Source organism: Paraconexibacter antarcticus, from assembly GCF_024220175.1.
Taxonomy (GTDB): Bacteria; Actinomycetota; Thermoleophilia; order Solirubrobacterales; family Solirubrobacteraceae; genus Paraconexibacter; species Paraconexibacter antarcticus.
On record NZ_CP098502.1, the window covers coordinates 92314 to 118785 of the forward strand.

Genomic DNA, 26472 nt, shown 5'->3' on the forward strand with positions numbered 1-26472 from the left:
CGCCGGGCGCGCCTGAGCGCTCAGGCGGGGCGCAGGCCGGCCTTGTCGCCGGTGATGCCGAGCGACGGGACCGTCACGACGCCGCCCTCGTCGGTGACCTCGCCGATGACGGCGGCACCGGGGTGGTGCTGCGCGAGCGCCTCGACGGCGTCGTCGGCGCGCTCGGCGGGGACGACGCAGACGAAGCCGCAGCCCATGTTGAAGACCTCCCACATCTCCGGGACGGAGACGGCGCCGTGCCGGGCGATGAGGTCGAAGACGGGCGTGACGGGGAGGGGGGCGGAGATCCGCCAGCCGAGCCGGGTGCCGCCGAGCCGCAGGAGGTTCGTCAGGCCGCCGCCGGTGATGTGGGCGAGGCCGTGGACGGGGACGTCGCTGCGGATGAGGTCCATCACGGCGCGGACGTAGATGACGGTCGGCTCGAGGAGCGCGTCGAGGACGGAGGCGCCGCCGAGCTCGTCGGGCGTCGCGTGCATGTCGAGGGCCGGGAGGCCGCCCGCCGTGTCCTCGAGCAGCGCCCTGCGGGCGAGCGTGTAGCCGTTGGAGTGGGGGCCGGAGGCGGGGAGGCCGATGAGCGCGTCGCCGGGCCGGGCGTCCGCGCCGGTGATGACCGCGTCGAGCGCGACGGTGCCGAAGGCGGTGCCGCAGAGGTCGAAGCCGTGCGGGTCCGGGTGGCCCTTGATGAGCTCCGGGATGACGGCGAGCTCGCCGCCGGGGATCTCGATGTTCGCCTGCTCGGCGCCGGTCTTCAGGCCCTGGGCGATGCGGCCGAGCGCGGTCGGGTCCGCCTGCTGGACGGCGAGGTAGTCGACCATCGCGATCGGCTCCGCGCCGACGCAGATGATGTCGTTGACGTTCATCGCGATGCAGTCGATGCCGACCGTCTCCAGGCGGTCGGCCTGCTCGGCGAGCACGAGCTTGGACCCGACCCCGTCCGTCGAGAACGCGATCCCGAGGTTCGGCGCGACCCGCAGCACCGAGGCGTAGTGCCCCGACGGCAGGACGGAGGCGCTGGGGCGGTCCAGCTCGATCGTCGACAGCACGCGGACCAGGGCCCCGACGCCCTCGTCGGCCTGGGTGGTGTCGACGCCGGCGGCGGCATAGCTCTCGGACATCCCCCTCGATGCTGTCAGACAAGGCGGCGAAGCGGGTTCCGCCACCCCGCGGCCCGCCGCGCCCCGGGCCGCCGGCCCGCCGCGCACCCGCCCCGCCCCCGTCCGCCCCCCCAGAAGGTGAATGAAGGTTCAGGGTGCTCTGGGCCCCCGGAACCTTCATTCACCTTCATCTGTGACGTCGAGCGCGCAGATTCGGTGCGGAGAGGACGCAGGTGTGCCGTAGCGCCGTCGCAGGTCCGCAGCCGACACTGGGCGCGTGAACCAGGTGTGGCTTCCCGAGGGTGTGCGACCGGACGAGTGCCACCGTGAGCTGGGCGTCCCGGTCGACGGCATCATCGCGCGGCTCGCGGGCCGTCAGGAGGGGAACGTCCACGTCGCGCAGCTCCGGCGACTCGGCGTGACGCGCGAGCATGTACGCGTGCGCCGCCGCAGCGGGCAACTGCATCGCGACCGTCCCGGTCTCTATCTCGCCGGACGCGTGACGCAGTCGCCCGAGGGCCGGCGGATCGGCGAGGTGCTCCGCTCGGGCGCGGACGCGATGCTGGGCGGTCGCTCCACGCTCGTCGGCTGCGGCCTGCTGCCGGAGGACCGGGCGCGCCCCGTCGACATCGTCATTCCGGCGCGCCGCGCCCTCGACCGGGCGGGGGTGAGCCGCGTGTCCGTGCGCGCCCACGAGTGCACGGTGGTGGACGGCGTGATGTCCATGACCGTGCCCCGGGCCCTGCTGCACCTCGCGGCGATCCATGGCGACGCGGAGCTGCGCACGGCCTGGCGCGAGGCGGCCTACCGCCGCCGGCTCCACATGCCGGCGATCCTGCGGGTGCTCGACGAGCATCACGGGACGCCGGGCACGCGCGTCCTGCGTGAGCTCCACGCCGAGCGCGCGGGCCTGATCGGGCTGACCGCGAACGAGTTCGAGGACCGGATGCGGGCGATCCTCCTGGAGGCCGGAATGCCCGAGCCTCGCTGCGACCAGCCGCTCCGGATCGCGGGCACCGTGCTCCGGCCGGACCTCCACGTCGTCGAGCGAGGCCTCGTGATCGAGGCGGACGGGCGCGACGGCCACGATGACCCCGAGCGTCGCCGCGAGGACGCGCGTCGTGATGCGCTCTACCGGTCGAACGGCCTCACCGTCGTCCGCTACGGCTGGTGGGCGGTGACGTACGAGCGGCCGCGGGTGGTCGCCGAGATGGTCGCCTTCGACGCCCATTGGAAGCTGAATGAAGCTTCAGGGGGCCCACAGCACCCTGAACCTTCATTCACCTTCGGGGTGCGGCGGTAGCGCGGGGTGCGGCGGTAGCGCGGGGTGTGGCGGTATGCGCTTGTCGCGGCGTCAGCGCCGGCGCCCCCGCCACAGCACCGCGGCCGCGAGCGCCGTGCGGTAGGCCGCGTAGGGGGCGAGGGAGCGGTCGCGCTCGACCTGGCGGATGAGCCAGGTGGAGCCGAGGGTCGAGGCGAAGGAGGCGAGGACGCCGGCGACGAAGCGGCCGGCGAGGCCGGGGGGCAGGCCGCGATGCCAGAGGCGCGTCCCCTTGAGGAGCGTCGCGCCGACGATGACGGGCAGGGCGACGTGGCGGGAGAGGGCGTTCGCGTCCTCGCGGCCGAACCCCCGCCGGCGGGCGGCCGCGAGGGTCATGCCGTTGCGTGACGCCCCCGGGACGAGCGCGCAGGCCTGGGCGACGCCGAGCCACAGGGCATCGATCGCGCCCGCGTCGGCCCGGTCGCGCGAGGTCCCGCCGACCCGGTCCGCCCACGCCATCACGAGCGATCCCGCGATGAGGCCGCCCGCGATCGACCGGGGCGTGCCGAGGCGCTGCTCGATCGCCCGCTCGAGCGTGAGGCCGGCGACCGCGGGCACCGCGAACGAGAGGGCGATGAGCGTGATCCGCCGCCGGTCGAGGTCGAGCGCGGCGTCCTCGACCTCGTCGCGCAGGGCGATGAGCAGGGCGGCGGCCGTCCCCGCGTGGAGGGCGACCTCGAACGCCTTGCGCAGCTCCGGGTCGAGCTCGCCGTACGGCCACCCGGCGAGCCACGGCACGAGCGTGATGTGGCCCGACGAGGAGATCGGGAGCAGCTCGGCCGGCCCGTGGAGCAGCCCGAGGAGGACGGCGTCCCGCAGCGGCAGCGCGTCGAGCGGCGTGGTGACGGCGGAGCGCCCGCCCGCGGCCCCCGCCGAACCGACCCCCCGCGCCCCGGCCCCCCGGCGCGCGCGCATCAGACCGGCGTGACGTCCGCGGCCCGGCCGGAGGACCGGCGGCCCGGCCCCGTGCCCGGCCCGTCGTCGCCACGCCCGCGGTACCACCGCACGGCGAGATACCCCGCGCCGAGCAGGATGAGCGCGACGACGCCGTAGTCGACGTAGTGCAGCTTGTCCTTGATGTCGACCCAGTTGTCCTTCGCCGACTTGCCGGCGAGGCAGAGGCCGAAGTTCCACGGCAGCGCACCGAGGAAGGTCAGGAGCGTGAAGCGCCCGAGCGGCATCCGTGCCGCCCCGGCCGGGAACGAGATGAACGTCCGGACGACCGGGAGCATCCGCGAGAAGAAGACCGCGGGGGCGCCGTACTTCGCGAACCAGCGGTCGCCCCAGGCGAGGTGCGACTCGCTCAGGTGGAAGAAGCGCAGGTGCTTCTCGAGCAGCTCGTCGCGCCCGTAGTAGCCGATCGCGTAGGCGATGAGCGAGCCGACCACGTTGGCCACGGAGGCGACGACGACGGCGGCCAGCAGCGAGAACCTGCCCTCCGACACGTTGAACCCGGCGAACAGCATCGTCGCCTCGGAGGGGATCGGGATCCCGGAAGACTCGGGCACCATGAGCAGGAAGATCCCGCCCAGCCCGAGGTCGCCGACGACCCGGGTGGCGATGTCCGCGAGCGACTCGGTGATGCTCGCGAGCACCAGCACGGCAGAGAGCTTGAGCGTCAGCACTGCGGTCGAGGGTACCGGCGGGGGCCGGGCGCGGGTGTATACGTTGTCCCGCGCCATGGCCGTTCCGCTCTTCGATCCCGCCTCCCCGCTGCGCCCGCTGCGCGCGGAGATCGACGCGGCCGTCACGCGCGTCCTGGACTCCGAGCGGTTCGTCCTCGGCCGCGAGGTCGGCGCCTTCGAGGAGGAGTTCGCGGCCCACCTCGGCGTCCAGCACGCCGTCGGCGTCGCCAACGGGACCGAGGCCATCACGATCGCCCTGCGCGCGCTCGGCGTCGGCCCCGGCGACGAGGTCGTCGTCCCGTCCTTCTCCTTCTGGGCGAGCGCCGAGGCGATCCCGCCCGTCGGCGCCCGTCCCGTGTTCGCCGACGTCGACCCCGCGACGTACTGCGTGACGGTCGAGTCCGTGCGGGCGGCGATCACCCCGCGGACGAAGGCGATCATCGCCGTCCACCTGTTCGGGAACGTCGCGCCCGTCCGCGAGCTCGAGGAGGAGTTCGGCCTCCCCGTCGTCGAGGACGCCGCGCAGTCCGCCGGCTCGTCCGGCCCCGACGGCAGCCCCGGCGCGCTCGGCGCGATCGCGACGTTCTCCTTCTACCCGTCGAAGAACCTCGGCGCCTTCGGGGACGGCGGCGCGATCACCACCGGCGACGCCGCCCTCGCCGAGCGCGTGCGCTCCCTCCGCTTCCACGGCTCCCGCGACAAGGTGAGCTACCAGGACGTGGGCTACAACTCGCGCCTGGACGAGCTGCAGGCCGCGATCCTCCGCGTGCAGCTCCCGCACCTCGACGCCTGGGCCGCCCACCGCCGCGCCGCCGGCGAGTGGTACGCCGAGGAGCTCGCCGGCCACGACGCCGTCGTGCTCCCGCAGGCGACCCCCGGCGCCCGCCCGGCCTGGCACCTCTACGTCATCCGCCACGCCGCCCCCGACGCGCTCGCGCAGCACCTGCAGGCGCACGGCATCGAGTGCCGCGGCTACTACCGCCGGCCCATCGACGCGCAGCCCGCGATCGCCGCCGCCGGCTGGGGCCGCACGACCGACCTGCCCGGCACCGACGTCGCCGCCGCCGAGCACCTGGCCATCCCGATGAGCGCCGCGATCACCCGCGCGCAGGTCGCCGAGGTCGCGGCCGCCGTCCGCGCCTTCGCGGGCTGACGCGGCCACCGGCCACCGCCCGCCCCGCCCCGCCACCGACCGACCGACGGAGACCGAACGAACCATGCGCGTCTGGGTCGACCTCACGAACTCGCCGCACGTCCTCGTGCTCAAGCCGGTCATCGAGGCGTTCCGCGCGCGCGGCGCCACCGTCGAGGTCACCGCGCGCGACTTCGCCCAGACGATCGGCCTCGCCGAGCGCCTCGGCGTCGAGCACACGGTCATCGGGCACCACCGCGGCGAGAAGCTCGCGAAGAAGGCCGTCGGCCTCGCCGACCGCTCGAGCGCGCTCTACCGGTGGGCAAGGAAGCGCCCCCGTTTCGACCTCGCGCTCGGCCACGGCTCCAACGACATCACCGTCGCCGCCGCCCTCCTGCGCATCCCGCGCTCGACGATGTTCGACTACGAGTGGGCGACGGTCCAGCACACGATCAACTGCCGCCTGGGGAACGCCGTCGTCGTCCCGGACGCGATCCCGCTCGACCGCCTCGCGCGGTACGGGGTCACCGCGCGCAAGCACCAGCCGTACCCGGGCCTGAAGGAGGAGTACTACCTCGCGGGCTTCGAGCCGGACACGGCGGTCCTCGACGAGCTGCGGCTCGACCCGTCGCAGCCGATCGCCGTCGTCCGCACCCCGCCGGTCGTCAGCCTCTACCACCGCTTCGAGAACGACGTCTTCGCCGGCGTCCTGGACAAGCTCCGCGGGACGCAGACCGTCGTCCTCCCGCGCGTCGAGTCCCAGCGCAAGGAGCTCGGCGGCTTCATCGTCCCCGAGCGGGCGATCGACGCCCCGTCGCTCATCGCGCTCGCCGACCTCGTCGTCTCCGCGGGCGGCACGATGAACCGCGAGGCCGTCGCCCTCGGCACCCCGGTGTGGACGACGTTCGAGGGGCGCCTGGGCGCCGTCGACGAGCGGCTCATCGCCGAGGGGCGGATGCGCAAGCTCGAGGACGCCGCCGCGCTCGTGCTCGAGAAGCACGACCGCACCGGCGCGGCCGCGCGCATCCGGCGCGACCCGGACGTCCTCGTGGACCTCCTCAGCGCGCCGCTGCGCTGACGCCGCCGCCGGCGACCGCCGCCGCCCCCGGCGCGATCCACCGCGCCCGGAAGGCGTCGTCCGCCCGCGCGTACGCGGCCACGTCGCCGTAGCCGCCCTTCGTGTGGTGGATGAGCGGCAGGTCCTCGACCCACACCGATCGGCCCGCGGCCCGCGCCGCGAAGCACAGCTCGGCGTCGTAGCCGTGGAAGCCGGGCGGGTGCCCCGGCCCGTAGCGGAGGTTCGCGATCGCCCACGGGGAGAGGACCATGAGCAGCCCGTCGACCGTGTCCACGGGGCACGGGTGCCCGCCGAAGTCGACGACGCCGCGGGTCTCGGCGACGCGGCCGGCGCCGCGGCCCTCCCACCAGGCGAGCGAGCGCACGTCCGAGGCCCCGACCGCCCCGATGACCGCGACGTCGGGCGTCGCCGCCAGGCGTGCCCGGACGGTCGCGCAGAAGCCGGGGTCGAGCAGCTCGACGTCCTCGTGTATGAGGACGAGCGCCTCGACCCCGTCCATCGCGCAGACCGCGTCGAGGACCTCGTCGTAGGCGGTGAAGATCGACCCGGCCTCGGCCGTGGCGTGGACGAGGACGGTGTCGGGCTCGCCGGCGAGCCGCAGGCCGGGAAGGGCCCAGGCGCGGTAGGTGTCCTCGGAGCCGACGCAGGTGGCGAACACGAACATGGTCGCCCCGTTCGTCGGCTCGGACACCCGCGTCTTGACCCTGTCCCGGCGTCCGCGACAAGAGGGTTGCGTCCCGCTACCCTCGACGCAGACCCATGGAGCCGATCACCTCCAGCACGTATCGGTGCTCCGTCGCCCGGACCGTCGAGGTCGTCGGCGAGCGCTGGACGATGCTCATCCTCCGTGAGGCCTTCCTCGGGGTCAAGCGCTTCGACCGCATGCAGCGCGACCTCGGCATCGCCCGCAACATCCTCAGCGACCGCCTCGGCAAGCTCGTCGACCAGGGGATCCTCGAGAAGCGCCCCTACTCCGAGCGCCCGCCGCGCTTCGAGTACCGCCTCACCGCGAAGGGCCGCGACCTCTATCCGATCGTCGTCACCCTCATGCAGTGGGGGGACACGTACACGGCGCCCGACGGGCCGCCCGTCGTCCTCGTCCACCAGGACTGCGGCCAGGTGACGTCGCCGCAGCTCACGTGCGACTGCTGCGGCGGGCCGGTCCACGCGCTGAACGTGCGCCCCGTGCACGGCCCCGGCCTCGGCGCCACCGCGGCCTGACCCCCGCGCCGCGCGCGACCCGACGAAAGACCGACTTCCGGTCAAGTCGAAAATGACACGAATCGCGTGCGATCGGAGCGATCTCGGCGTATGCTGGAATCCCGAGGCGCCCGGGGCAGGGCGCGGACCTCGGGAGCTTGCGGATCAGGGCGCCACCCGGCGCGTGCGAAGGAGGGGGAACGAGCACACGAGGTCTCCAGAGCGGTCACCCGAGATGACCGCCTCACGCCGAAACTTCCGCGCGACGGCCTGCGCGCGACCTCCGGACCGGGACCCGTGTCCCCTCTCGGTCCGGCGAGCAGGCGACCCGCCGTCCGTCCGCCCTGCCCCGGGACGGCCGGACACTTGGGCTGGTCGCCGCCCCGGTCCCGCTCGTCGCACGATGCGACGAGCGGGATCCATGGGTCTCCTCGCGTAGACTGCGGACCCATGCGTCGGCGTCCGCGCACCGCAGCGATCCCGCTGCACCGCCATTCGCTGCCCCAGATGGCGATCGACGCGGTGCTCGTCGCGATCTCCTACTACGTCGCGTACAAGCTGCGCTTCGACCAGGGGCTGCCCGAGCGGTACGACGACCTCCTCAAGGCGACGGTCGGCTGGACCGTGCTCATGAGCGTCGTCGTCTTCGCGATGTTCCGCCTCTACCAGCGGTGGTGGCGCTACACCCGCCAGCGCGACTACGTCTCCATCGTCCAGGCCGTCGTCGTCGCGACGCTCGCGACCGCCGGCTTCGTCGCCCTCGTCAAGCCGGTCACCGCCCCCTCGAAGGCGGGCGAGGTCGCCGTCTCGATCCCGACCGGCGTCCTCGGCACGTTCTTCCTCCTGACGCTCGCCCTCGTCGGCGGCGCCCGCTGGGCCGCGCACGCGGTCTACGAGCGCCCGCTGCACGGCTTCCGGGCGAACAAGGACGCGCGCGGCGTCCTCATCGTCGGGGCGGGGGACGGCGGGCAGCTCGTCCTGCGCGAGATCCTCCGCAACCCCGGCCTCGGCCTCACGCCCGTCGGCTTCGTCGACGACGACCCGCTGAAGAAGGGCCAGCGGATCGACGGGGTGAAGGTGCTCGGCACGACGGGGGACGACTTCGCCGAGGTGCTCGAGGAGGTCGCGCCCGACGAGGTGACGATCGCCGTGCCGTCGGCCCCGGGCACGCTGCGCGCCCGCGTCGTCCGCGAGTGCCGCAAGGTCGGCATCCCCGTCCGGACGCTGCCGACCGTCTTCGAGCTCCTCCAGACGGGCGGCAACCTCGTCCAGCAGGTGCGCGAGGTCCAGGTCGAGGACGTCCTCGGTCGCGAGCCGGTCCTCATGGACATCGAGAAGTACGGCCGCTACCTCGCGGGCGAGAACGTCATGGTCACCGGGGCGGGCGGGTCGATCGGCTCCGAGCTCTGCCGCCAGATCGCGCGGGTGGGGCCGCGGCGCCTGATCCTCCTCGACCACGCCGAGGACAACCTCTTCAAGATCCAGCGCGAGCTCATCGACGAGCGGCACGTGCACCCGGACGGGCTCGGCATCGTCCTCGCGGACTGCAAGCACGGCGAGCGCATGCGCGAGGTCTTCCGCGCCCACCGGCCGACGATCGTCTTCCACGCCGCCGCGTACAAGCACGTCGGCCTCATGGAGACGAACCCGGTCGAGGCCGTGAACAACAACGCGATCGCGACGCGGCTGCTCGCGCGGCTCGCCGGCGAGCACGGCGTCCGCCGCTTCGTCCTCGTCTCGACCGACAAGGCCGTGAGCCCGGCGACGGTCATGGGTGCGTCCAAGGCCCTCGCGGAGTACGCGATCGAGGCCGCGACCGTCCGCTGGCCGGGGACGCGGTACAGCGCGGTGCGGTTCGGCAACGTCCTCGGGTCCAGCGGCTCGGTCGTGCCGATCTTCCGGCGCCAGATCGCCCGGGGCGGCCCGGTGACGGTCACCGACCCGCGCATGAAGCGCTACTTCATGACGATCCCGGAGGCCGTGCAGCTCATCCTGCGCTCCGGCAACCTCGGGGGCGACGACCCGATGCCCGGCGGCGAGATCTACGTCCTCGACATGGGCGAGCCGGTCGAGATCATGCAGCTCGCGCGGGACATGATCGAGCTGTCGGGACTCCGGCCCGACGAGGACATCGCGATCGACGTCATCGGCCGCCGGCCGGGGGAGAAGCTCGACGAGGAGCTCTACAACCCCTTCGAGCGGGTGCAGCCGACCCCGGTGCAGAAGATCTCCCGGGCGGAGCGCGACCCGCTCGACCCGGCCCAGGTGGAGGCGATCTTCAACGAGATCCACCTGCTCGTGCTCGAGGGGGACGCGGCGGCGCTCGCCGTGAAGGTCGCCGAGCTGACGGCGGCCGGGCGGGCCGTCCTGCCGCAGCTGGCGGACTGAGCCGCGCCGGCCCGCGCCCGGCGACGGGCGGTTCCGGCGCCGGGGTTCCCTAGACTTGCGTCGTTCATGCTGGACTTCGCCGTCGCGGCCCTCTCGGTCACCGAGAAAATCAAGGACGTCGGGTCGTATGCGGGCTTCGCGTCCGTCATCGGCCTGGCGGTGCTCTCGGTCCTCTACTTCGCCCAGGCGCGCGAGCTGAAGCGCCTGCGCGAGTGGGCCGGCCGTGCCCCCGAGCGCGCCGCGGAGATGCAGGAGCGGATCCAGGCCGACGCGGCCCGCCGCGCCGCCGCCCCGCCCGCGCGCACGCCGGCCACGCAGCCCGCGACCGCCGCCGCGACCCAGGCGACGACCGTCCAGCGCCCCGGCGCCCCGGGCGTCGTCCCCGCCGCCGCGGGCCCCGCGTCCCCGGTCCCGGCACCGGGGACCGCCGCCCCCGCCGCCGCGCCCGCGCCCGCCGCCGCGCCGGCCCCCGCTCCCGCCACCGCCGCGGCCGCGGCCGCCGCCGGTGCCGCCGCCGCGACCGCGGGCGGCGCGGGCACCGCCGCGTCCCCGAGCGGCGCCGCCACCGCCACCTCCGACGCGCCGAAGCCCGACGGCACGCCCGCGGCCTCCCCCGGCGGGAAGCCCGTCGACGAGGACGCGACGCAGGCCATCCCGGCGGTCACCCCCGAGGCGGCGGCCGCGGCCACCGCCGCCGCGGGGGCGTCCGGCGCCTCCGCCGCCGCGGCACCCCCGTCCGCGACCGGGTCCGCCTCCGGCCCCGCGCCCACCGCGGCGCCGGCGCCCGCAGCGGCGCCGGCGCCCGCCCCGCGCGTGCCGCCCGCGTGCCCCCAGCCTGCGGCCGCGCTGCGGAGCACCCCGCCCGCCGCGGCCTCCGTGCGCTCGTCGGTCCGCCGCCCCGGCGCTCCGCCCGTCATCGAGCCCGAGAAGACCTCGCCGCTGCGCAGCACCGCTGCGGTGGTCGGCGGCGGCCTCGTCGTCATCGTCGTCGCGGTCCTCCTCATCACGCAGGTCTTCGGGGGCGGCGGCTCGGGCGGCTCGAGCACCCCGACGAGCGTCGCCTCGACGACGTCGGCCACCTCCGCCGCCGCGGCCTCGACCGGCTCGTCGACCACGACGACCCCCGCCGCGACCACACCCGTCCGTGCGGACTACACCGTCTACGTCCTCAACAGCACGCAGACGAACGGCGCCGCCGCGACGGCCGCGAGCCTCCTGGAGACGAGCGGCTACCGCATCGCCGGCAAGGGCCAGGCGGTGACCCAGACGATGGCGAAGACCGTCGTCGCCTACCAGCAGGGGAGCAAGCGCGCGGCCGTCGACGTCGCCAAGCTGCTCGGCCTGACGCCGGCGAGCATCGCCCCGGCGACCCAGAACGACATCGTCGCGGGCCAGAACGCGAAGGTCGTCGTCACGCTGGGCGCCGACGCCGTCAAGTAGCCACCGTCCGAGACCCCGCCCGCCGCCCCGGCCGCGCCCCCGACCTCTTGATCTTCCTGGCCCGACACGGCGAGACCCCCTACAACGCCGAAGAGCGATTCCAGGGACAGGTCGCCGTCGGACTCACCGAGCGCGGGGTGCAGCAGGCGCACGAGCTCGCCGCCGTCGCCGCCGAGCGGGAGTGGGCCGGGCTCTACTGCTCGCCGCTGCGCCGCGCCCGGCAGACCGCCGACATCGTCGCCGCCGGCATCGGCCTGGAGCCGATCCCCGACGACCGCTTCATGGAGGCGGACGCGGGGACGTGGACCGACCGCCTCTACACGGAGATCGAGGCAGACGACCCCGAGGGCTGGGCCGCGTACCACGAGACCGACCCCGACTTCCGCTTCCCGGGCGGCGAGTCGCTCGAGGAGCTCATGGAGCGCGCCGTCGACGGCTTCGTCGCCGTCACCCACGGCGGCCGGCTGCCCGCGCTCATCGTCTGCCACCGCGGCGTCATCCGGGCCGCGCGGTCCCACACCCACATCCGCGGCCTCGAGACGTTCATGGCGTGGGACGTCCCGAACGGGACGCTGGAGCCGCTGTGAGCGCGCCGGCCGCCACGCCGCCCCGGGCCGGCGTCCCGCCCCGTCTGCCGGTCGTCGTCTTCACCCTCCTCGTCGCCTCGACGTTCGCCGCGTTCTTCGTCGCCCAGCGGCTGAAGCACGATCCCTCGCCGGTGCAGCAGTACCTCCAGTACCCGGTCTTCTCGCCGAACGGGGACGGCCGCTTCGACGCCGAGCGCATCAACTTCAAGCTCCGCCGCGCGGACGACGTGACGATCGAGGTCCTCGACCGCCGCGGCGACCCGGTCCGCAAGCTCGTCGACGCCCGCAGCCTGCCCGCCTACCGCCAGACGCGCTTCAGCTGGGACGGGCGCACCGACGACGGCGCGCGCGCGCCCGACGGCCGCTACCGCATGCGGATCACGCTGCGCCGCGAGGGCCGCTCGCTCGTCCGCCCCGACTCGTTCGTCCTCGACACGACGCCGCCGCGCGTCGAGGTCCTCTCGATCGGCCCGAAGCCCGCGGGCGCCGGCCGCCCGATCCCGAAGATCCTCCCGTCGGTCGACGGCGCCCCCGCGCGCGTCCGCTTCCTCTCCCCGGGACGGAAGACGACGGCGACGGTCTTCCGCACCGACCCCGGGCACCTCGCGCGCGTCGACGGCCCCGTGCCGCTGCCCGACGGGGCGGACGTGTGGAGCTGGGCGGGGACGACCGCCGCGGGCGCGCCCGCGGCCCCGGGCACCTACGTCGTCGTCATCACCTCCCGCGACGTCGCGGGCAACATCGGCACCTCGGTGCCGCTGAGCCGCCGGACCGGCCTCCCCGTCGTGACGTACGGGACCCCGTTCGCGGGACACGGCGGCATCACGATCCGGCGCCTCGGCGTCCTGCCGCCCGCGATCCAGACCGTCGGCGGCGCCCTCGGCGCGGTGAGCGTCGACGCGCGGTCCGCGCCGTACCGCTGGTCGCTGCGACGCGTCGGCGGCCCGCGCAGCGCCGCCCGCCGCGGCGGCAAGCGCTCGCCGTTCCTCAAGCTCCACGCCCCGCCCGGCGTCTCGCGCCTCTTCCTCCTCAGCGTCCGCGCGAACGGGGTGCAGCAGCGCGTCCCCTACCCGGTGCAGTCGACGACGTACGTCGCGGGCCCGAGCGACGCGGCCCCGCACGGCGTGCTCGTCGTCCTGCCGGTCATGACCTGGCAGGGCCGCAACCCGGTCGACGACGACGGCGACGGCCTGCCCGACCTCCTCGACCGCGGCCTGCCGGTGCGCCTGGCCCGCGTGTACGCCGGCGACGGCCTGCCGTCGGGGTTCATGGCGAACGAGGGGCCGCTCATGGCCTACCTCGACGCGCACCGCCACCGCTACGACCTCACGACGGACGTCGCGCTCGCGACCTCGCCGCCGGACCTGCGCCGCTATCGCGGCGTCCTCATCGCCGGCGACGCGCGCTGGCTGCCCGTCGCCGTCGGCAAGGCGCTGCGGAGCTTCGTCTCGGCCGGCGGGACGGTCGTCTCGCTCGGGACCGAGTCGCTGCGCCGCTCGGTGACGCTGACCCCGCGCGGCCGCCTCACCGACCCGACGCCGCCCGCCGCGACCGACCTCTTCGGGGCGCGCCTCGCCCCGGTCGGGCCGAACACGCAGCCGATCGAGAACAGCCTCGACAAGATCGACCTCTTCCGGGGCGGGACCGGTAGCTTCCACGGCTTCCCCGCGGTCGAGCGCACGATCGGCGCGGACGCCGGCGGGACGCTCGTCGCCTCCGCGGTCGACGCGACCGGCAAGCCGGTCATCGTCGCCAACACCCTCGGCAAGGGCCTCGTCGTCCGGACCGGCCTCGCCGGGTTCGCCTCCCACCTGGGCGCGGACCGCAACGCGGCCGCCCTCATGGAGAGCATGTGGCTCAAGCTCTCGCGGTGATCCTCGTGGCGGCCCTCGCCGCCGGCGCCCTCGTCGCCCCCGTGGCGCGTCAGCGGGCGGGCGCGATGCTCGGCGCCCTCGCGGTGACGCCGATCCTCCTCGTCGCCCACGTCTGGGACACGAGCGCGTTCCACACCTTCAAGGACCACCCGCCGCTGCTCGCGGTGGCCGCGGTCGCCGGCGGCGCGGTCGTCCTCGCGCTCGCGGCCGTCTTCGACCGCCATCCGTCGTGGTTCGGAGTCGCCGCCGTCGCGATGGTCCCGTTCCGCATCCCGATCGCCGTCGGCGGCTCGACGTCGAACCTCCTCGTCCCGCTGTACGTCGTCATCGGCGCGGGCGCGCTCGCCTACGCGCTGCCGCGGCTGCGTGCGTCGGGGACGTTCTTCGGCGGTCCGCCCGCGGCCGCGCCGAGCGCCGACACGCTCGCGGGCGTCCTCGCGCCGGCGCCGGAGGCCGCGCGCCGGCCCGAGCACCCGGCGCAGCGCCTGGAGTGGCTGCTCGCCGCGACGCTCGTCCTCTACGCGCTGCAGGCGACGTACTCCTCGGACGCGGGCCACGCGCTCGAGAACGTCGTCTTCTTCTACGTCCCGTTCGCGCTGCTCTTCGTCCTCCTCGGCCGGATCACGTGGACGGCGCAGCTCGTCGGCCGCTGCCTCACCGTCCTCGCGGGGCTCGCGCTCGCGTTCGCCGGGATCGGCTTCGTCGAGTACGCGACGAAGCACGTGTTCCTCAACCCGCGCGTCATCACCTCGAACCAGCTCGAGTCCTACTTCCGCGTCAACTCGCTGTTCTTCGACCCGAACATCTACGGCCGCTTCCTCATGGTCGTCATGCTCGGGCTCGCGGGGACGGTCCTGTGGGCGCGGACGCAGCGCACCGCGCTCGCGGCGACGGCGGTCCTCGTCGTCCTCTGGGCTGGGCTCGTCCTGACCTTCTCGCAGTCCTCGTTCGTCTCGATGCTCGTCGGCCTCACCGTGCTCGGCGGGCTGCGCTGGGACCCGCGCAAGGCGGGGATGGTCGCCGGGGTGGGGGTCGTCCTCGCGCTCGGCGTCGCGCTGCTCGTCCCGAGCGTGCGCTTCAACGTCTCAGGTTCGAAGTCGGCGGACACGTCGACGAGCGGCCGCTACGACCTCATCAGGGGCGGCCTGGACCTCTTCAAGGACGCGCCGCTCACCGGGCAGGGCGCGGGCGCGTTCGCGAAGGACTACCGGCGCACGCAGAAGAGCTCGAGCGAGACGTCGGCCTCGGCGTCCCACACGATCCCCATCACGGTCGCCGCCGAGCAGGGCATCGTCGGCCTCGCGCTCTACCTCGCGCTGCTCGCCGCCGCCCTGTCGCGCCTGTTCAAGGGGGCGGTCGCGTCCGTGCCGCGGGCGATCGTGGCGGCAGCCTTCGTCGCCCTCGTCGTGCACACGTTCATGTACGCGGCCTTCCTGGAGGACCCGCTCACCTGGACGCTGCTCGGCATCGGCGTCGCGCTCGCGCGGGTCGCGCCGGGGACGCCGGACGCGCGCGCCCGCTCGGAGGCGCGCCGCGCCGCCGCGGCGGCCGCCGCCGCTCAGGGCGCCTGAGCGGGGGCGCCGCGCGGCGGCAGGGCCGCCGCGAGGTGGACGGCGCGCCGCGGAACCCCTCGCGCCCGGAGCAGCGACGGCCGGCGCGGGTCAGCGGCCGCCGGTGTCCACCCCGACGTCGCCCAGCCGCTCCCACAGCGGCGCGTTCTGCCTCCGCGCGGTCTGCTCGAGCGCCCAGGCGCGGACCGCGTCGTCCGGGTCGGTCCGCGTCCCCGCAGCGGCCCGCAGCGCGGCGACGAAGGCAGGCGCGCCGTCCGCGAACGTCACGACGTCCGCCCACGTGCGCGCGCCGGCGAGCGGCGGGGAGACGGTCCGCCGCCCGAGCAGCGCGTACTTCAGGATCCGGAACGGCAGCCCGGCGTCGTTGAACGGCTCCACCTTGAACGGGATGATGCCGACGTCCGCGCAGAGGATCAGCCGCGCGGCGGCCTCGTCGTCCTGGCGGCCGAGCCACACGAGGTTCGGCGCGGCGCGGCAGGCGGCGTACTCCGGGTCGCCGGCGCACTCGTCGTCGTGCCAGGCGCCGACGAGCAGGAGGACGAGCTCTGGCATACGGCGGCTCACCTCGTGCAGGAGCGCCCAGTCGGTCCGCCACCCGAGATGGCCGAGCGAGACGGCGACGACCGGCGGCCGCGCCTCGCCCTCGGGGCCGCGGTCGCCCCGCGGGTCGGGGGCGGGGAAGCCGTCCGCGCTGAGCGGGACGAGCGTCGCGTCGCGGCCGGCCTCGCGCTCGATGTCCGCCAGTGCGCCGGAGGCGACGAAGGTGATCTGCGCGCGGGAGGCGGCCTGCTCGTGGAGCTGCTCGAGGCGCCGGCGCATCCGCGGGCTCGCGTCGTACGCGTGCTCGTAGCGGTCCCAGCGGCCGTACCAGAGCTCGCACTCGCCGCCGACGGCGAGGAGGATCGCGCGGGCGAGCAGGTACTGCAGCGGGTGGAAGATGACGACGACGCGCGGGACGCCGCCGACGGACGGGTCGCGCCGCGCGTCCCGCGCGAGGACCTTCACGAGGCGCCGGGCCTGGCCGCCCGCGAGCGCGTCCGCGACCGGGCCCGGCAGGCGCCCGAGGACGCCGTAGGGCGTGCGCGGCGGGTCGACCGCGACGACGCCCGGCGCCTGCAGCAGGTCCTGCGCCTGGTCGCGCAGGAGGAAGGCCTCGAGCTCGCGGGGGAGGAGCAGCAGGCAGAGGGGCCGCAGGCTCGGGTCGTGGCGGGTGGGGTCGGGCAGCGGCACGGCTGCGCGGAGGCTACCGGCGTGCGAACCTTCGCCTGTGGCCGGACCGATCCCACCCCATCGCCACGGCAGCACGATCCGCACGCTCGCGGAGGCGCGCGCCGAGCTCTGGCGCAGTCGCTCGCCGCGGATCCTCGCGACCGGCGTCGCGCTCGCTCTGCTCGCCCGGGTCGCGTTCGGGGGTGGGCCGTCGTGGCGGGACGCCGTCGCCGTCGCCGTGATGCTCGGCGTCTTCCCGTTCGGCGAGTGGGCGATCCACGTCTACCTCCTGCACCTGCCGCCGATCCGCTGGCGCGGGCGCCGCGTGGAGCTCGTGACCGCCGCCGCCCACCGCGAGCACCACGAGCGCCCGCACCACCTCGGCCTCATCCTCCTCGGGCCGGCCGAGGCGCTCGGGCTGCTGCTGCTCGCCGTCCCGCTCGTCGTCGGGACGCTCACCGGGCTGCTCACGCTCGCCGGCGCGGCGCCCGGCCTCGGCGCGGTGCTCACCGCGACGCTCACCACGTACGTCCTCATCGGCGTCTACGAGTGGACCCACCTGCTCATCCACACCGCCTACCGGCCGCGCAGCCGCGCCTACGCCGCGGTCCACCGCGGCCACCGGCTGCACCACTTCAAGAACGAGCACTACTGGCACGGCATCACCTCGACGGTCGCCGACCACGTGCTCCGCACCGCGCCCGACCACCGGACCGTCGAGCGCTCCCCGACCGCGCGCACCCTCACCGAGGCCCCGCCTGCGCCGCAGCCGCCGCAGCGTCCCGTCGCTCCGTGACCTCGTACCTCAAGCGCCTGCTGGCCAGCAGCGTGGCCTACCAGGCGCCGAGCCTGCTCTCCGCGCTGCTCGCGATCGGCACCCTGCCGCTCTACACGCGCTCGCTCACGCCCGCCGACTACGGCTACGCGGAGACCCTGCTCACGTTCATCATCCTCACCTCGATCGTGCTGCGGCTCGGGCTCGGGGAGGCCTTCGTCCGCTTCTGGTTCGACGACGAGGACGCCGGCCGCCGCGTCCGCCTGGCCCGGACGATCAGCGCGCTGACGCGGGCGGTGACGACGGTCGCGACGGCGATCGGGATGGCCTTCGCGGACCCGCTCTCGCAGCTCCTCCTCGGCAAGCACGACGCCGGCCTCATGCGCCTCGGGCTGCTCGGCCTGTGGGCCTTCACGAACCTCGAGCTCGCGACCTCGCTGCTGCGCGTGCAGGAGCGCCGCGTCGCCTTCGTCCTCACCTCGATCGGGAACGTCCTGCTGACGATCACGCTGACGGCGACGCTCGTCGTCGGCCTCGACGGCGGTGCGCGCGGCTACGTCCTCGGGAACTACGGCGCCTCGACGATCGTCCTGCTGACGCTCTGGTGGCGCGAGCGCGAGTACCTCGGCGTGCGCCTCCCGCGGGCGACCGTCCCGCTGCGGCCGCTGCTCGCCTTCGGCGGGCCGACGATCCCGGCGGACGCGACGGTCTTCGCCCTCAACGTCATCGACCGGGCGTACATCCTGCGCGCGCAGTCCGCGAGCGCCGCCGGGGTCTACGCGGTCGCGGTGAAGCTCTCGACGGCGGTCATCGTCGCGGTGCGCGGCTTCCAGGCCGCGTGGCCGCCGCTCGCCTACTCGGTCCAGGAGGACGGCGACGCCCGTCGTCTCTACGCCGTGGTGACGACCGCGTACGTCGCCGCCACCGGCCTCGTCGTCGCCGCCCTGACGCTCATGAGCCGCTGGATCGTCCGCCTGCTGTCGACGCCGGACTTCTACGCCGCCCACGCGGTCATCCCGTGGATCGCGCTCGGCTGGGCGCTGTACGGGCTGAACCTCGTCTTCATCACGATCGCGGGCCGCGCGAAGGTCATGACGCGCAACTTCCCGGCGGCGGCGGCGGGCGTCCTCGTCAACGTCCTCGTGCTCGTGGCGCTCGTCCCGTCGCTCGGCCTCCGCGGCGCCGGCATCGCCCTCTGCGCCGCCTACGTCGTGATGATCCTCGTCATCCACCGCCTCACCCGCGTCCTCTTCTCGGTCCCGTTCGAGTGGGGCCGGCTCGCGGCGATCGCCGCGGTCATGGGCGGCCTGAGCGTCGGCGGCGAGCTGCTCCTGCCGACGTCCGGCGCGGGCGGCTTCTTCGCGCGCGTCGCCGTCCTCGCCGCGATCCCGGTCCTCCTCTACGCCGGTGGCATCATGCGCCCGGAGGAGAAGGCCGGCCTCACGGCGATCGCCCGGTCGCTGGCGGCGCGGCGGGGCGGGCGCGGTGGTGGCGGCGGCGTCGACGCGACCTAGATGGTTCGTTCCACGGATCGGTCAGGCGTAGTAGGCAGTGAGGTTGCGTGGTGGGCGGCCGAGGCGTTCGTTGAGAGCGATCGCGGCGGTGAGAGCGAGGAACTTGGCGGCCAGGCGGGTGCGGAGCGTGTGGAGCTCGCGGGCGCGGTGGTCCTCGAGGTTGAGCATGTCTTTGCATGTCCAGAAGATCGATTCCACGCATTGCCGGATCGGGGCCAGGTGCGGCTCTTTGCCGGCCTCGTCCTTGCGTCGGGGGCGGACGATCGTGGCGCCGAGCGCGGAGGCTTGGGCGTGGAAGTCGCGGCCGGAGTAGCCCTTGTCGCCGATGACGGTGACCGGGCCGTTGCGGTGGCAGCGGGCGAGCATGTCCAGCGCGACGTCTCGTTCGCCCGTTTTCGGGGAGGTCAGGGCAAGGGCGCGTGGAGTGCCGTCGGTCGCGAACAGGCCGTGCAGGCGGAAGCCCCAGAAGAAGCGGGAATGGCTGGCGCAGTAGCCGTACTCCGCGGCGTTGCCCAGGGCGCTGCGGCGCGTCGTTTCGACCGAGCGACCGCATTCGACCGGTGTGCTGTCGACCACGAGCAGGTCGTCGTCAAAGCCGTTGGTGTGGCGGGCGAACTCGAGGATCAGCGCTTCGATTTTGTCCGACAGGCGCTGGCGGCGTTTGACGAAACCCGGGCGCTTGGGCAGTCGCGGGAACAGGTGCCCCAAGCGATGCGGTGCCATCGCCCAGAACTGCTCGTCAGAGCTGATCCGCAGTACCTGCTGAGCCACGCTCAACGTGACGACCTCCGCGTCGGTCAAGATCCGTTTGGCGTTCTTGCCCTTCGCAGGCAGGAGATCGTCGCAGGTGCAGTAAACAGCGATCAGCAGCAGGTCGAGGTCGGCGTCCATCGAGGCCCCCAGGGTCGGCGTTGGCGAGATAGCACCGCCGACTTCGACCTGCCTGCTTATGTCACCTGCCTACCCGACTCCTCCGCCCCCGCCGTGGAACGAACCATCTAGAGTCGCGCGCCGCCCTTGTTGCGCTCGTAGGCCGCCTCGCGCAGGCCCTCGCCCTCGTCGGGGCGGAGCGTCGCGGAGACGTGACGCCGGTAGCGTCGGGGGTCGTGGCCGGGGACGACGACGGCGACGAGCGAGCGCACGAGGTACGTGTAGGCGGTGAGCCAGCGGACGGCCCACGCCGCAAGGCGGGAGTGGTGCTTGCGCATGTAGCGGTCGCGGTTGCGGGAGAGCTCGACGATCCGCCGCTCGGGGACGGCGCCGGTCGAGAGCTGCTCGTGGTGGATCGCCTCGGCCGACGGGACGTACAGCGTGTGCCACCCGGCGAGGCTCAGGCGCTTGCAGAAGTCGACCTCGTCGGAGTAGACGAAGAACATCGGGTCGAGCCAGCCGATCTGGGCGGCGGCCTCGGTGCGCACGAGCATCGCGGCCGACTGCGCCCAGTCGACCCGGCGCGTGCGGTCCCCGCGCGACTGGACGGTGATGCGCCGGTGGAGGAAGAGCGCCCCGGCGAGCGCGGTCGCCGGGGTGGGGAAGCGCCAGGCGCACGGCTGCCAGGTCCCGTCCGGCCGCAGGAGCTGGGCCCCCGCCGCCCCGGCCTCGGGGTCGGCGTCGAGCGCCTCGACGAGGGCGGCCGTCGCGCCGGGCCGCAGCTCGGAATCCTCGTTCAAGAGCAGGCCGTAGCGCCCGGCCGCCCGCTGGAGCAGCAGCGTGTCGTTCTCCGCCTTGCCGCGGCGGCGGTCGTTGACGATGACGCGGTCGACCGCCGCGTGGGCGCGGGCGGCGCCGACCGAGCCGTCGCGGGAGGCGTTGTCGAGGACGAGGACCTCGGTCGTGAGCCCGGTCGCCTCGATCGCCGCGCGCTCCGCCGCGATCGCGTCCAGGCCGCGGACGAGCAGCTCGCGCTGCTCGGTGTTCACGACGAGGAAGGACAGGTCGACCGCCACTGGCCGCCCATTCAAGCGGACGTGGCCGTGCGTTGTCGTATCGTCGCCGCTGCGGTGCGTGTCCACGTCGTCGATCCCCCGGCCTACACCCCGCCGTACGACCGGGCGCTCGCGGCCGCGCTCGCCCGCGCGGGCGCCGGCGTGACGCTCGTCACCGCGCCGTTCCGCCACGGGGAGGTCCCGCCCGCCCTCGGCTACGAGGTCCGCGAGACCTTCTACCGGCGCGCCCTCCCGCGCCCGCTCCAGCACGTCCCGGACATGCTCGCCTACGCCGCGGCCCGCCGCCGCGACCGGCCGGATGTCGTCCACTGGCAGTGGGCGGCGATCCAGGAGCTCGACTGGGCGCTCACCCGCCTCGGTCCGCGCGGCGTCCGCGTCCTCACCGCGCACGACGTCCTGCCCCGCGTGGCGCGCCCGCTGCAGACCGCCGGCCAGCGGCGCCTCTACGCCGGGGTGGACGCCGTCGTCGCCCACACCGAGCACGGCCGGCGGCGCCTCGTGGCGGAGGCCGGCGTCGACCCCGCGCGGGTGCACGTCATCCCGCACGGCGCCTTCACCCACCTCTCCGGCCTCGTGCCCACGCCGCCGCCCGAGCTCGCCGCGACCGGGGCCGGGGCGGGGGGGCCGCCCGCCGCGCTGCTGTTCGGCCTGCTCAAGCCGTACAAGGGCCTCGACGTCCTCTACGACGCCTGGCGCCGTCTCGAGGTCCCGGCGCGGCTGTGGGTCGTCGGGGCGCCGCGGATGGCGCTGCCCGACCCGCCGCCGGGGGTCACCGTCGTGCCGCGGTTCGTCACCGACGCCGAGGCGGCCTGGTGCCTGCGCGAGGCCGCGCTGACCGTCCTGCCCTACCGCGACATCGAGATGTCCGGGGTCCTCTTCAGCGCCCTCGGCCTCGGGCGGCCGCTGCTGCTCTCCGACGTCGGGGGCTTCCCGGAGGTCACCGCGGCGGCGCACGTGCCGGCGGGGGACGCCCCGGCGCTCGCCGCCGAGCTCACGCGCCTGCTCGGGGAGGAGGACGGCAGCGCGCTCCGAGCGCTCGCCCAGGCTTCCGCCGCGGCCGCCGCCACGAGCTACGCCTGGGACGACATCGCCGCGCGGCATCTCGCGCTGTACCGCTCGCTCGGCGCGGCGTGACGGATCGCGGGCCGTCCCCCCGCCGCCGAGACCCGTTTCTCGTTCCCCAGTTGGGCCGTTATCGGGTCTCGGCGCCGGAGGGGCGGCGCCGACCCGTGCCGCGGCCGCCCGCTAGCCTCCGCGCGGCGTGTCCGCCCGTCTCGCCAAAGCCACCTTCTGGGCCGCCGCCGGCGGGCTCGTCTTCGCGCAGGCCGGCTACCCGCTGGCCCTGCGCGCGCTCCCGCGGCGCCCGCTGCGCCCGGAGCCCGGTCCCGGGCCCGGCGACGCGACCGCCGCGCTCCCCACCGTCTGCCTCGTCATCGCGGCGTACACCGAGGAGGACGTCATCGCGGAGAAGGTCGCGAACGCGCGGGCGCTCGACTACCCGCGCGAGCGCCTGCAGGTCGTCGTCGCGTGCGACGGCTCGCCCGACGCGACGGCGGAGCGCGCGCGGGCCGCGGGCGCCGACGTGGTCCTCGAGCTCCCGCGCGGCGGCAAGGTCGCCGCGCAGGACGCGGCGGTCGCCGCGGCCACGGCGGACATCGTCGCCTTCAGCGACGCGAACGCGCTCCTCGAGCCTGACGCGCTGCGTGAGCTCGTCGCCCCCTTCGCCGACCCCGGGGTCGGCTACGTCTGCGGGCAGGTCTCGTTCGTCAACCCGGACGGCGCGGCGGGGACGAACCAGGAGGGTCTCTACTGGCGCTACGAGATGTGGCTGCGCGCCGCCGAGTCCGAGCGCTGGTCGGTCACCGCGGGCAACGGCGCGATCTACGCGACCCGCCGCGAGGACTACGTCGTCGTCGACCCGGTCATGGGCCACGACCTCATGTTCCCCTTCACCTTCGTCCGCCGCGGCCGCCGGGCGGTCTACGCGCCGGCCGCCCGCGCGACCGAGAAGATGGTCCCGTCGATCGAGGGCGAGTGGCAGCGCAAGCGGCGGATGATGAGCCACGCCTGGGCGATCATCCTGCGCGGCGGGCTGCTCGACCCGCGCGGCTTCCCCCCGCCGTACCTGCTCATGCTCGTCGGCCACCGGTACCTGCGCTACGGCGGCCCGTTCCTCCACCTCGCGGCGCTCGCGACCGCGGCGCGACTGGCCCGGTCCCGTCGCCACGGCGCCGTCTACCGCCTGGCGCTCGCCGCGCAGCTCGCGCTCCTCGGCGCGGCGGCGGCGGGTCCCCGTGCCGGCCGCGCCGGGCTCGTCGCCCGCTACTACACGCTCACGACGGCGTCGATCGCCGCCGGCCTCCACGACCACCTCCGCCACGGCACGACCGCCGGCTGGGACGCCGCCGAGGGGACCCGATGAGCGACCGCGTCCGCCGCGTCGTCGACGTGCTCGTCAGCGCCGCCGTGCTCGCGGTCACGTCGCCGGTGCTCCTGGTCGCGATGCTCCTCATCCGCCTCGAGAGCCCGGGCCATCCGATCTACCGCCAGCGCCGCTCCGGGCTGCACGGCCACGAGTTCGACGTCCTGAAGCTCCGCACGATGGTCTCGGGCGCCGAGTTCATCGGAGCGGGTCTCGCCGTGGACGCGGGCGACGCGCGGATCACGAAGGTCGGTGCCGTGCTCCGGCGGACGTCGATCGACGAGCTGCCGAACCTCGTGAACGTCCTGCGCGGCGAGATGTCCCTCATCGGGCCGCGCCCGACGCTCCCGCACCAGGTCGCGCAGTACACCGACCGCCAGCGCGGACGCCTCGCCGTCAAGCCGGGGCTCACCGGCTGGGCGCAGGTCAACGGCCGCGCGTCACTGCCCTGGAGCGAGCGGATCGAGCTCGACCTCTGGTACATCGAGCACCGCTCGCTCGCCCTCGACGCGAAGATCCTCTGGCGGACCGTCGGCGTCCTCTTCGCGGGGGGCTCCGACAGCTACCGGGGGGCGACGGGCGGCTGGCGGCCACCGGATCCGCCCCCCGGCGGCGGGACGCCTACGGAATGAGCTCCGGGGCCTTGTCGGTGTAGGTCTTGCGGAAGGCGCGGATCGCGTCGAACACGCGCGGGTTCATCGTCTTGCACCCGAGGATGTGGCCCCAGGCGACGGCGGCCACCTGGTAGGGCATGTTCGTGTTGTTCTCGAAGACGAGGACGTGGTAGGCGGCCGAGCCGTTGAGCTCCTCGCTGCCGACCGTCTCCATCTGGTTGACGAGCGTCGGGGTCGACCCCTTCGCGTACTCGATCTCGATGCGGCCGTGCTCGAGCGAGTGGACGAAGTTCTCCTTCGCCGGCTCGTTGCCCGGGGCGTAGATGCCGTCCTCGGCCGGGGTCTGGTTGTGGTTGCCGGAGGAGGGCGGGTTCGTGTGGTAGACGACCGTCCCCGTCACGTGCGTCGAGCCCTCGATCTTCGGGTTCGACAGCGTGCACTTCGCGAGCGCGGCCGCCTTGGTGAGGTCGGTCTCCTGGACCGCGGGGATCGCCGCCTTCTTGTCGACGGCGCCCTTCTGGACCTTGCCCGAGCCGCCGCCGCTGCCGCCGCCGCTGAGAAGCGCGGCCGCCGACCCGCCGAGGATCGCGATCACGAGGAAGGCGCCGAGCGCCATCTGCATGCGCTTCGTCCGGCCGGCGGCCTTCGCGGCCTCGGCCTCCTGGGCCTCCCGCTCCGCGCGGCGGGCGGCTTTCTCTTCATGACGGCTGCTCATCGTGGCGTAAGGGTAGGCCAAGCGCCGCCGGTCAGGCCGCAGGCGAGGACGCGCGACGCCGGCGCTTCGGCGGCGCACCGGCCTCCGGCGGCCAGATCTCCTCGAGGAACTGCTTCACCTCGCCCGTCAGGCGCTTCGGCGCGACGCGCATCTCGAGGATCGACGCGGCCTCGACGAGCCGCCCGCGCTCGAGCTCGTCCGCGAGCATGCCCGCGTCGGTGAAGGGGTGGATCGGGTCGCGCCGGTGGCCGATGATGAGCGTCGGCTGGGGGAGGGTCCGGCGGACGGCGCCGGGCGGTGCGACGCGGGCGAAGAACAGGCCCTGCAGGAGGGCGGCGCTCGGGCGCGGGTCCTGGCGGATCCAGTCGAGCGCGACGTCGGCCGGCCCGGGCCGGGTCGGGATGCGCCGGGTCACGGCGGCGACCGCGCGCAGCACCGGCTCCCCGAAGGTCAGGCCGATCACGAGCGGCGTGAAGGCGACGGCGCAGCCGATGAGCGCGTGGTCGAGGACGGGCATCTCGACGATGAGCCCCTTCACCCGGTCGGGGGCGAGCGCGGCGGCCTCGAGCGCGGTGTTCGCGCCGAGCGACAGCCCGCCGACGACGGCCTCGTCGACGCCGAGGTGGTCGAGCAGGCCGATGACCTGCTCGCCGAAGGCGGTCATCGAGTACTTCCACATCTCGCGCGGGCGGTCGGAGCCGCCGTGCCCGAGGAGGTCCATCGTCACGACCCGGTACCCGCGACGCCCGAGGTGCGTCGCGAGCGGCGTCATGAGCTTCTGGTTGAACAGCAGGCCGTGGATGAGGACGACGACGTGCTCGCCCTCGCCCTCGCCGTGCTCGGTGTACGCGATCCGGTGCTCGCCGTGGACGAAGGACGCCATGGGCCGAGCATACGACGGGCGACCGGTCGTGCGCTGACGACGGGGCGGGACGCGGGTCCTCGCCCGGCGGCCGGAGCCGAGCTGAACCCATTTCACACGCGGGGGCGCGATTGGGCTAATGTTGACGCCAGCGTCACGTTCATCGGTCCCCAGCGTTCCCAGGAGGCAGTTCCATGGCCAAGCAGCCCCGCATCCTCAGCGGTCAGGTCGTCGCGATCACCGGCGGTGCCCGCGGCATCGGCAAGGAGACGGCGCGCGCGCTCGTCGCCCAGGGGATGAAGGTGGCCATCGGCGACCTCGACCTCGCGACCTGCGAGGCGACCGCCGCCGAGCTCGGGCCGAACGTCAAGGCCTACGCGCTCAACGTCACCGACCTCGACTCCTTCACGACCTTCATCGACGCCGTCGAGGCCGACCTCGGCCCGCTCGACGTGCTCGTGAACAACGCGGGGATCATGCAGCTCGGCCCGTTCCTCCAGGAGGACCACGCCACCGCGCACCGCCAGGTCGACATCAACGTGCACGGCGTCCTCTACGGCATGAAGATCGCGCTCCCGCGGTTCGTCGCGCGCGGCCGCGGCCACCTCGTGAACATCGCCTCGACCGCCGGCAAGGGCGGCTTCCCCGGCGGCGCGACGTACTGCGGGACCAAGCACTTCGTCGTCGGGACCTCCGAGGCCGTCCGCCTCGAGCTCCGCGGCACGGGCGTCGAGGTCAGCTGCGTCATGCCGGTCATCGTCAACACCGAGCTCGCGTCCGGCCTGCAGGAGGCCCGCGGCGTGAAGAACGTCACCCCGCAGGACGTCGCGAACGAGATCGTCGACGCGCTCCAGGTCCCGCGCTTCGACGTCTTCGTCCCGCGGTCGGTCGGCACGATCACGACGGTGATGAACGTCGTCCCGCGCCGCGGGCGCGAGGCGCTCGTGCGGGCGCTGAAGGCCGACCGGGTGCTGCTCTCCGCCGACCCGGAGAAGCGCCGCGCGTATGAGCTGCGGGCGTCGCAGTCCGAGCCCGGGCTCGAGCCCGGCGACCAGGTCAAGGAGCTGACCAAGTAGGAGGGCCCGGGCTCTCCGCGCAGCGGCCC

General features: G+C 74.5%; 24 protein-coding genes. 15 read left to right on the forward strand and 9 right to left on the reverse strand.

The features are described from left to right. Positions 1-20: 20 nt before the first annotated feature. Positions 21-1115 carry a phosphoribosylformylglycinamidine cyclo-ligase gene (gene purM, locus NBH00_RS00490; RefSeq protein WP_254571401.1) on the reverse strand — a complete coding sequence of 365 codons (1095 nt, stop codon included), beginning with the start codon at positions 1113-1115 and terminating at the stop codon, positions 21-23. 256 nt (positions 1116-1371) lie between these two features. On the opposite strand from purM, the gene NBH00_RS00495 reads away from it, so the two are divergent. After that, entirely contained in the window at positions 1372-2397 is a 1026-nt protein-coding gene (locus NBH00_RS00495) for a type IV toxin-antitoxin system AbiEi family antitoxin domain-containing protein (RefSeq protein WP_254571402.1), read from the forward strand. Between the two features lie 51 nt (positions 2398-2448). On the opposite strand, the gene NBH00_RS00500 is transcribed toward NBH00_RS00495, so the two are convergent. After that, a complete protein-coding gene (locus NBH00_RS00500) occupies positions 2449-3330 on the reverse strand; it encodes an undecaprenyl-diphosphate phosphatase (protein WP_254571403.1) in 882 nt (293 codons plus the stop codon). After that, on the reverse strand, positions 3330-4040 hold the full coding sequence (locus NBH00_RS00505) for a DedA family protein (RefSeq protein WP_254571404.1): 711 nt from the start codon (positions 4038-4040) through the stop codon (positions 3330-3332). The genes NBH00_RS00500 and NBH00_RS00505 overlap by 1 nt, the downstream gene beginning before the upstream one ends. 55 nt (positions 4041-4095) lie before the next feature. On the opposite strand from NBH00_RS00505, the gene NBH00_RS00510 reads away from it, so the two are divergent. Further along, entirely contained in the window at positions 4096-5193 is a 1098-nt protein-coding gene (locus NBH00_RS00510; protein WP_254571405.1) for a DegT/DnrJ/EryC1/StrS family aminotransferase, read from the forward strand. Positions 5194-5257: 64 nt separating this feature from the next. Continuing rightward, on the forward strand, positions 5258-6250 hold the full coding sequence (locus NBH00_RS00515; RefSeq protein ID WP_254571406.1) for a DUF354 domain-containing protein: 993 nt from the start codon (positions 5258-5260) through the stop codon (positions 6248-6250). Here NBH00_RS00515 and NBH00_RS00520 read toward each other — a convergent pair. Next, positions 6231-6941, reverse strand: coding sequence for a glycosyltransferase family protein (locus NBH00_RS00520; protein WP_254571407.1), 711 nt, complete (start codon positions 6939-6941; stop codon positions 6231-6233). The two genes, NBH00_RS00515 and NBH00_RS00520, sit on opposite strands and share 20 nt — an antisense overlap. A gap of 68 nt (positions 6942-7009) precedes the next feature. Here NBH00_RS00520 and NBH00_RS00525 point away from each other — a divergent pair, with 68 nt between their 5' ends. From NBH00_RS00525 to NBH00_RS00550, 6 genes are all read left to right on the forward strand, one after another. Further along, the gene (locus NBH00_RS00525; protein ID WP_254571408.1) at positions 7010-7471 is read left to right on the forward strand and encodes a winged helix-turn-helix transcriptional regulator; all 462 of its coding nucleotides are present in this window, start codon (positions 7010-7012) and stop codon (positions 7469-7471) included. Between the two features lie 429 nt (positions 7472-7900). Then, positions 7901-9838: a polysaccharide biosynthesis protein gene (locus NBH00_RS00530; protein WP_254571409.1), complete on the forward strand. Its 1938-nt coding sequence runs from the start codon at positions 7901-7903 to the stop codon at positions 9836-9838. Between the two features lie 66 nt (positions 9839-9904). Continuing rightward, positions 9905-11278: a LytR C-terminal domain-containing protein gene (locus NBH00_RS00535; RefSeq protein ID WP_254571410.1), complete on the forward strand. Its 1374-nt coding sequence runs from the start codon at positions 9905-9907 to the stop codon at positions 11276-11278. 47 nt (positions 11279-11325) lie between these two features. Then, entirely contained in the window at positions 11326-11865 is a 540-nt protein-coding gene (locus tag NBH00_RS00540) for a histidine phosphatase family protein (RefSeq protein ID WP_254571411.1), read from the forward strand. Beyond that, positions 11862-13739 (forward strand): FlgD immunoglobulin-like domain containing protein, encoded by a 1878-nt coding sequence (locus tag NBH00_RS00545; protein ID WP_254571412.1) that lies wholly within the window; start codon positions 11862-11864, stop codon positions 13737-13739. Before NBH00_RS00540 ends, NBH00_RS00545 begins: the two co-directional genes overlap by 4 nt. After that, positions 13718-15310, forward strand: coding sequence for an O-antigen ligase family protein (locus NBH00_RS00550; protein ID WP_254571413.1), 1593 nt, complete (start codon positions 13718-13720; stop codon positions 15308-15310). Before NBH00_RS00545 ends, NBH00_RS00550 begins: the two co-directional genes overlap by 22 nt. A 90-nt stretch (positions 15311-15400) precedes the next feature. Here NBH00_RS00550 and NBH00_RS00555 read toward each other — a convergent pair whose 3' ends face one another. Then, positions 15401-16540 carry a glycosyltransferase family protein gene (locus NBH00_RS00555; protein ID WP_254571414.1) on the reverse strand — a complete coding sequence of 380 codons (1140 nt, stop codon included), beginning with the start codon at positions 16538-16540 and terminating at the stop codon, positions 15401-15403. Between the two features lie 37 nt (positions 16541-16577). Here NBH00_RS00555 and NBH00_RS00560 point away from each other — a divergent pair, with 37 nt between their 5' ends. Both NBH00_RS00560 and NBH00_RS00565 read left to right on the forward strand, forming a co-directional pair. Beyond that, positions 16578-17315 (forward strand): sterol desaturase family protein, encoded by a 738-nt coding sequence (locus NBH00_RS00560; protein WP_254571415.1) that lies wholly within the window; start codon positions 16578-16580, stop codon positions 17313-17315. Beyond that, complete coding sequence (locus NBH00_RS00565; protein ID WP_254571416.1) at positions 17312-18808, forward strand: lipopolysaccharide biosynthesis protein; 1497 nt, start codon at positions 17312-17314, stop codon at positions 18806-18808. Before NBH00_RS00560 ends, NBH00_RS00565 begins: the two co-directional genes overlap by 4 nt. Positions 18809-18829: 21 nt before the next feature. Here NBH00_RS00565 and NBH00_RS00570 read toward each other — a convergent pair whose 3' ends face one another. Together NBH00_RS00570 and NBH00_RS00575 are read right to left on the reverse strand one after the other, a co-directional pair. Beyond that, positions 18830-19699, reverse strand: coding sequence for an IS982 family transposase (locus tag NBH00_RS00570; protein ID WP_254569017.1), 870 nt, complete (start codon positions 19697-19699; stop codon positions 18830-18832). A 107-nt stretch (positions 19700-19806) separates the two neighbouring features. Beyond that, positions 19807-20754, reverse strand: coding sequence for a glycosyltransferase (locus tag NBH00_RS00575; RefSeq protein ID WP_254571417.1), 948 nt, complete (start codon positions 20752-20754; stop codon positions 19807-19809). Positions 20755-20808: 54 nt separating this feature from the next. Here NBH00_RS00575 and NBH00_RS00580 point away from each other — a divergent pair, with 54 nt between their 5' ends. From NBH00_RS00580 to NBH00_RS00590, 3 genes are all read left to right on the forward strand, one after another. After that, positions 20809-21888: a glycosyltransferase family 4 protein gene (locus tag NBH00_RS00580; RefSeq protein ID WP_254571418.1), complete on the forward strand. Its 1080-nt coding sequence runs from the start codon at positions 20809-20811 to the stop codon at positions 21886-21888. 127 nt (positions 21889-22015) lie between these two features. Continuing rightward, positions 22016-23176, forward strand: a complete 1161-nt coding sequence (locus NBH00_RS00585; protein ID WP_254571419.1) for a glycosyltransferase — start codon at positions 22016-22018, stop codon at positions 23174-23176. Beyond that, positions 23173-23808 (forward strand): sugar transferase, encoded by a 636-nt coding sequence (locus NBH00_RS00590; protein ID WP_254571420.1) that lies wholly within the window; start codon positions 23173-23175, stop codon positions 23806-23808. Before NBH00_RS00585 ends, NBH00_RS00590 begins: the two co-directional genes overlap by 4 nt. Here NBH00_RS00590 and NBH00_RS00595 read toward each other — a convergent pair. Continuing rightward, positions 23798-24505, reverse strand: coding sequence for a DUF3105 domain-containing protein (locus NBH00_RS00595; protein WP_254571421.1), 708 nt, complete (start codon positions 24503-24505; stop codon positions 23798-23800). The two genes, NBH00_RS00590 and NBH00_RS00595, sit on opposite strands and share 11 nt — an antisense overlap. A 31-nt stretch (positions 24506-24536) precedes the next feature. Beyond that, positions 24537-25388, reverse strand: coding sequence for an alpha/beta fold hydrolase (locus tag NBH00_RS00600; RefSeq protein WP_254571422.1), 852 nt, complete (start codon positions 25386-25388; stop codon positions 24537-24539). A gap of 173 nt (positions 25389-25561) precedes the next feature. Here NBH00_RS00600 and NBH00_RS00605 point away from each other — a divergent pair, with 173 nt between their 5' ends. Then, entirely contained in the window at positions 25562-26443 is an 882-nt protein-coding gene (locus NBH00_RS00605) for an SDR family oxidoreductase (protein WP_254571423.1), read from the forward strand. Positions 26444-26472 lie beyond the last annotated feature (29 nt).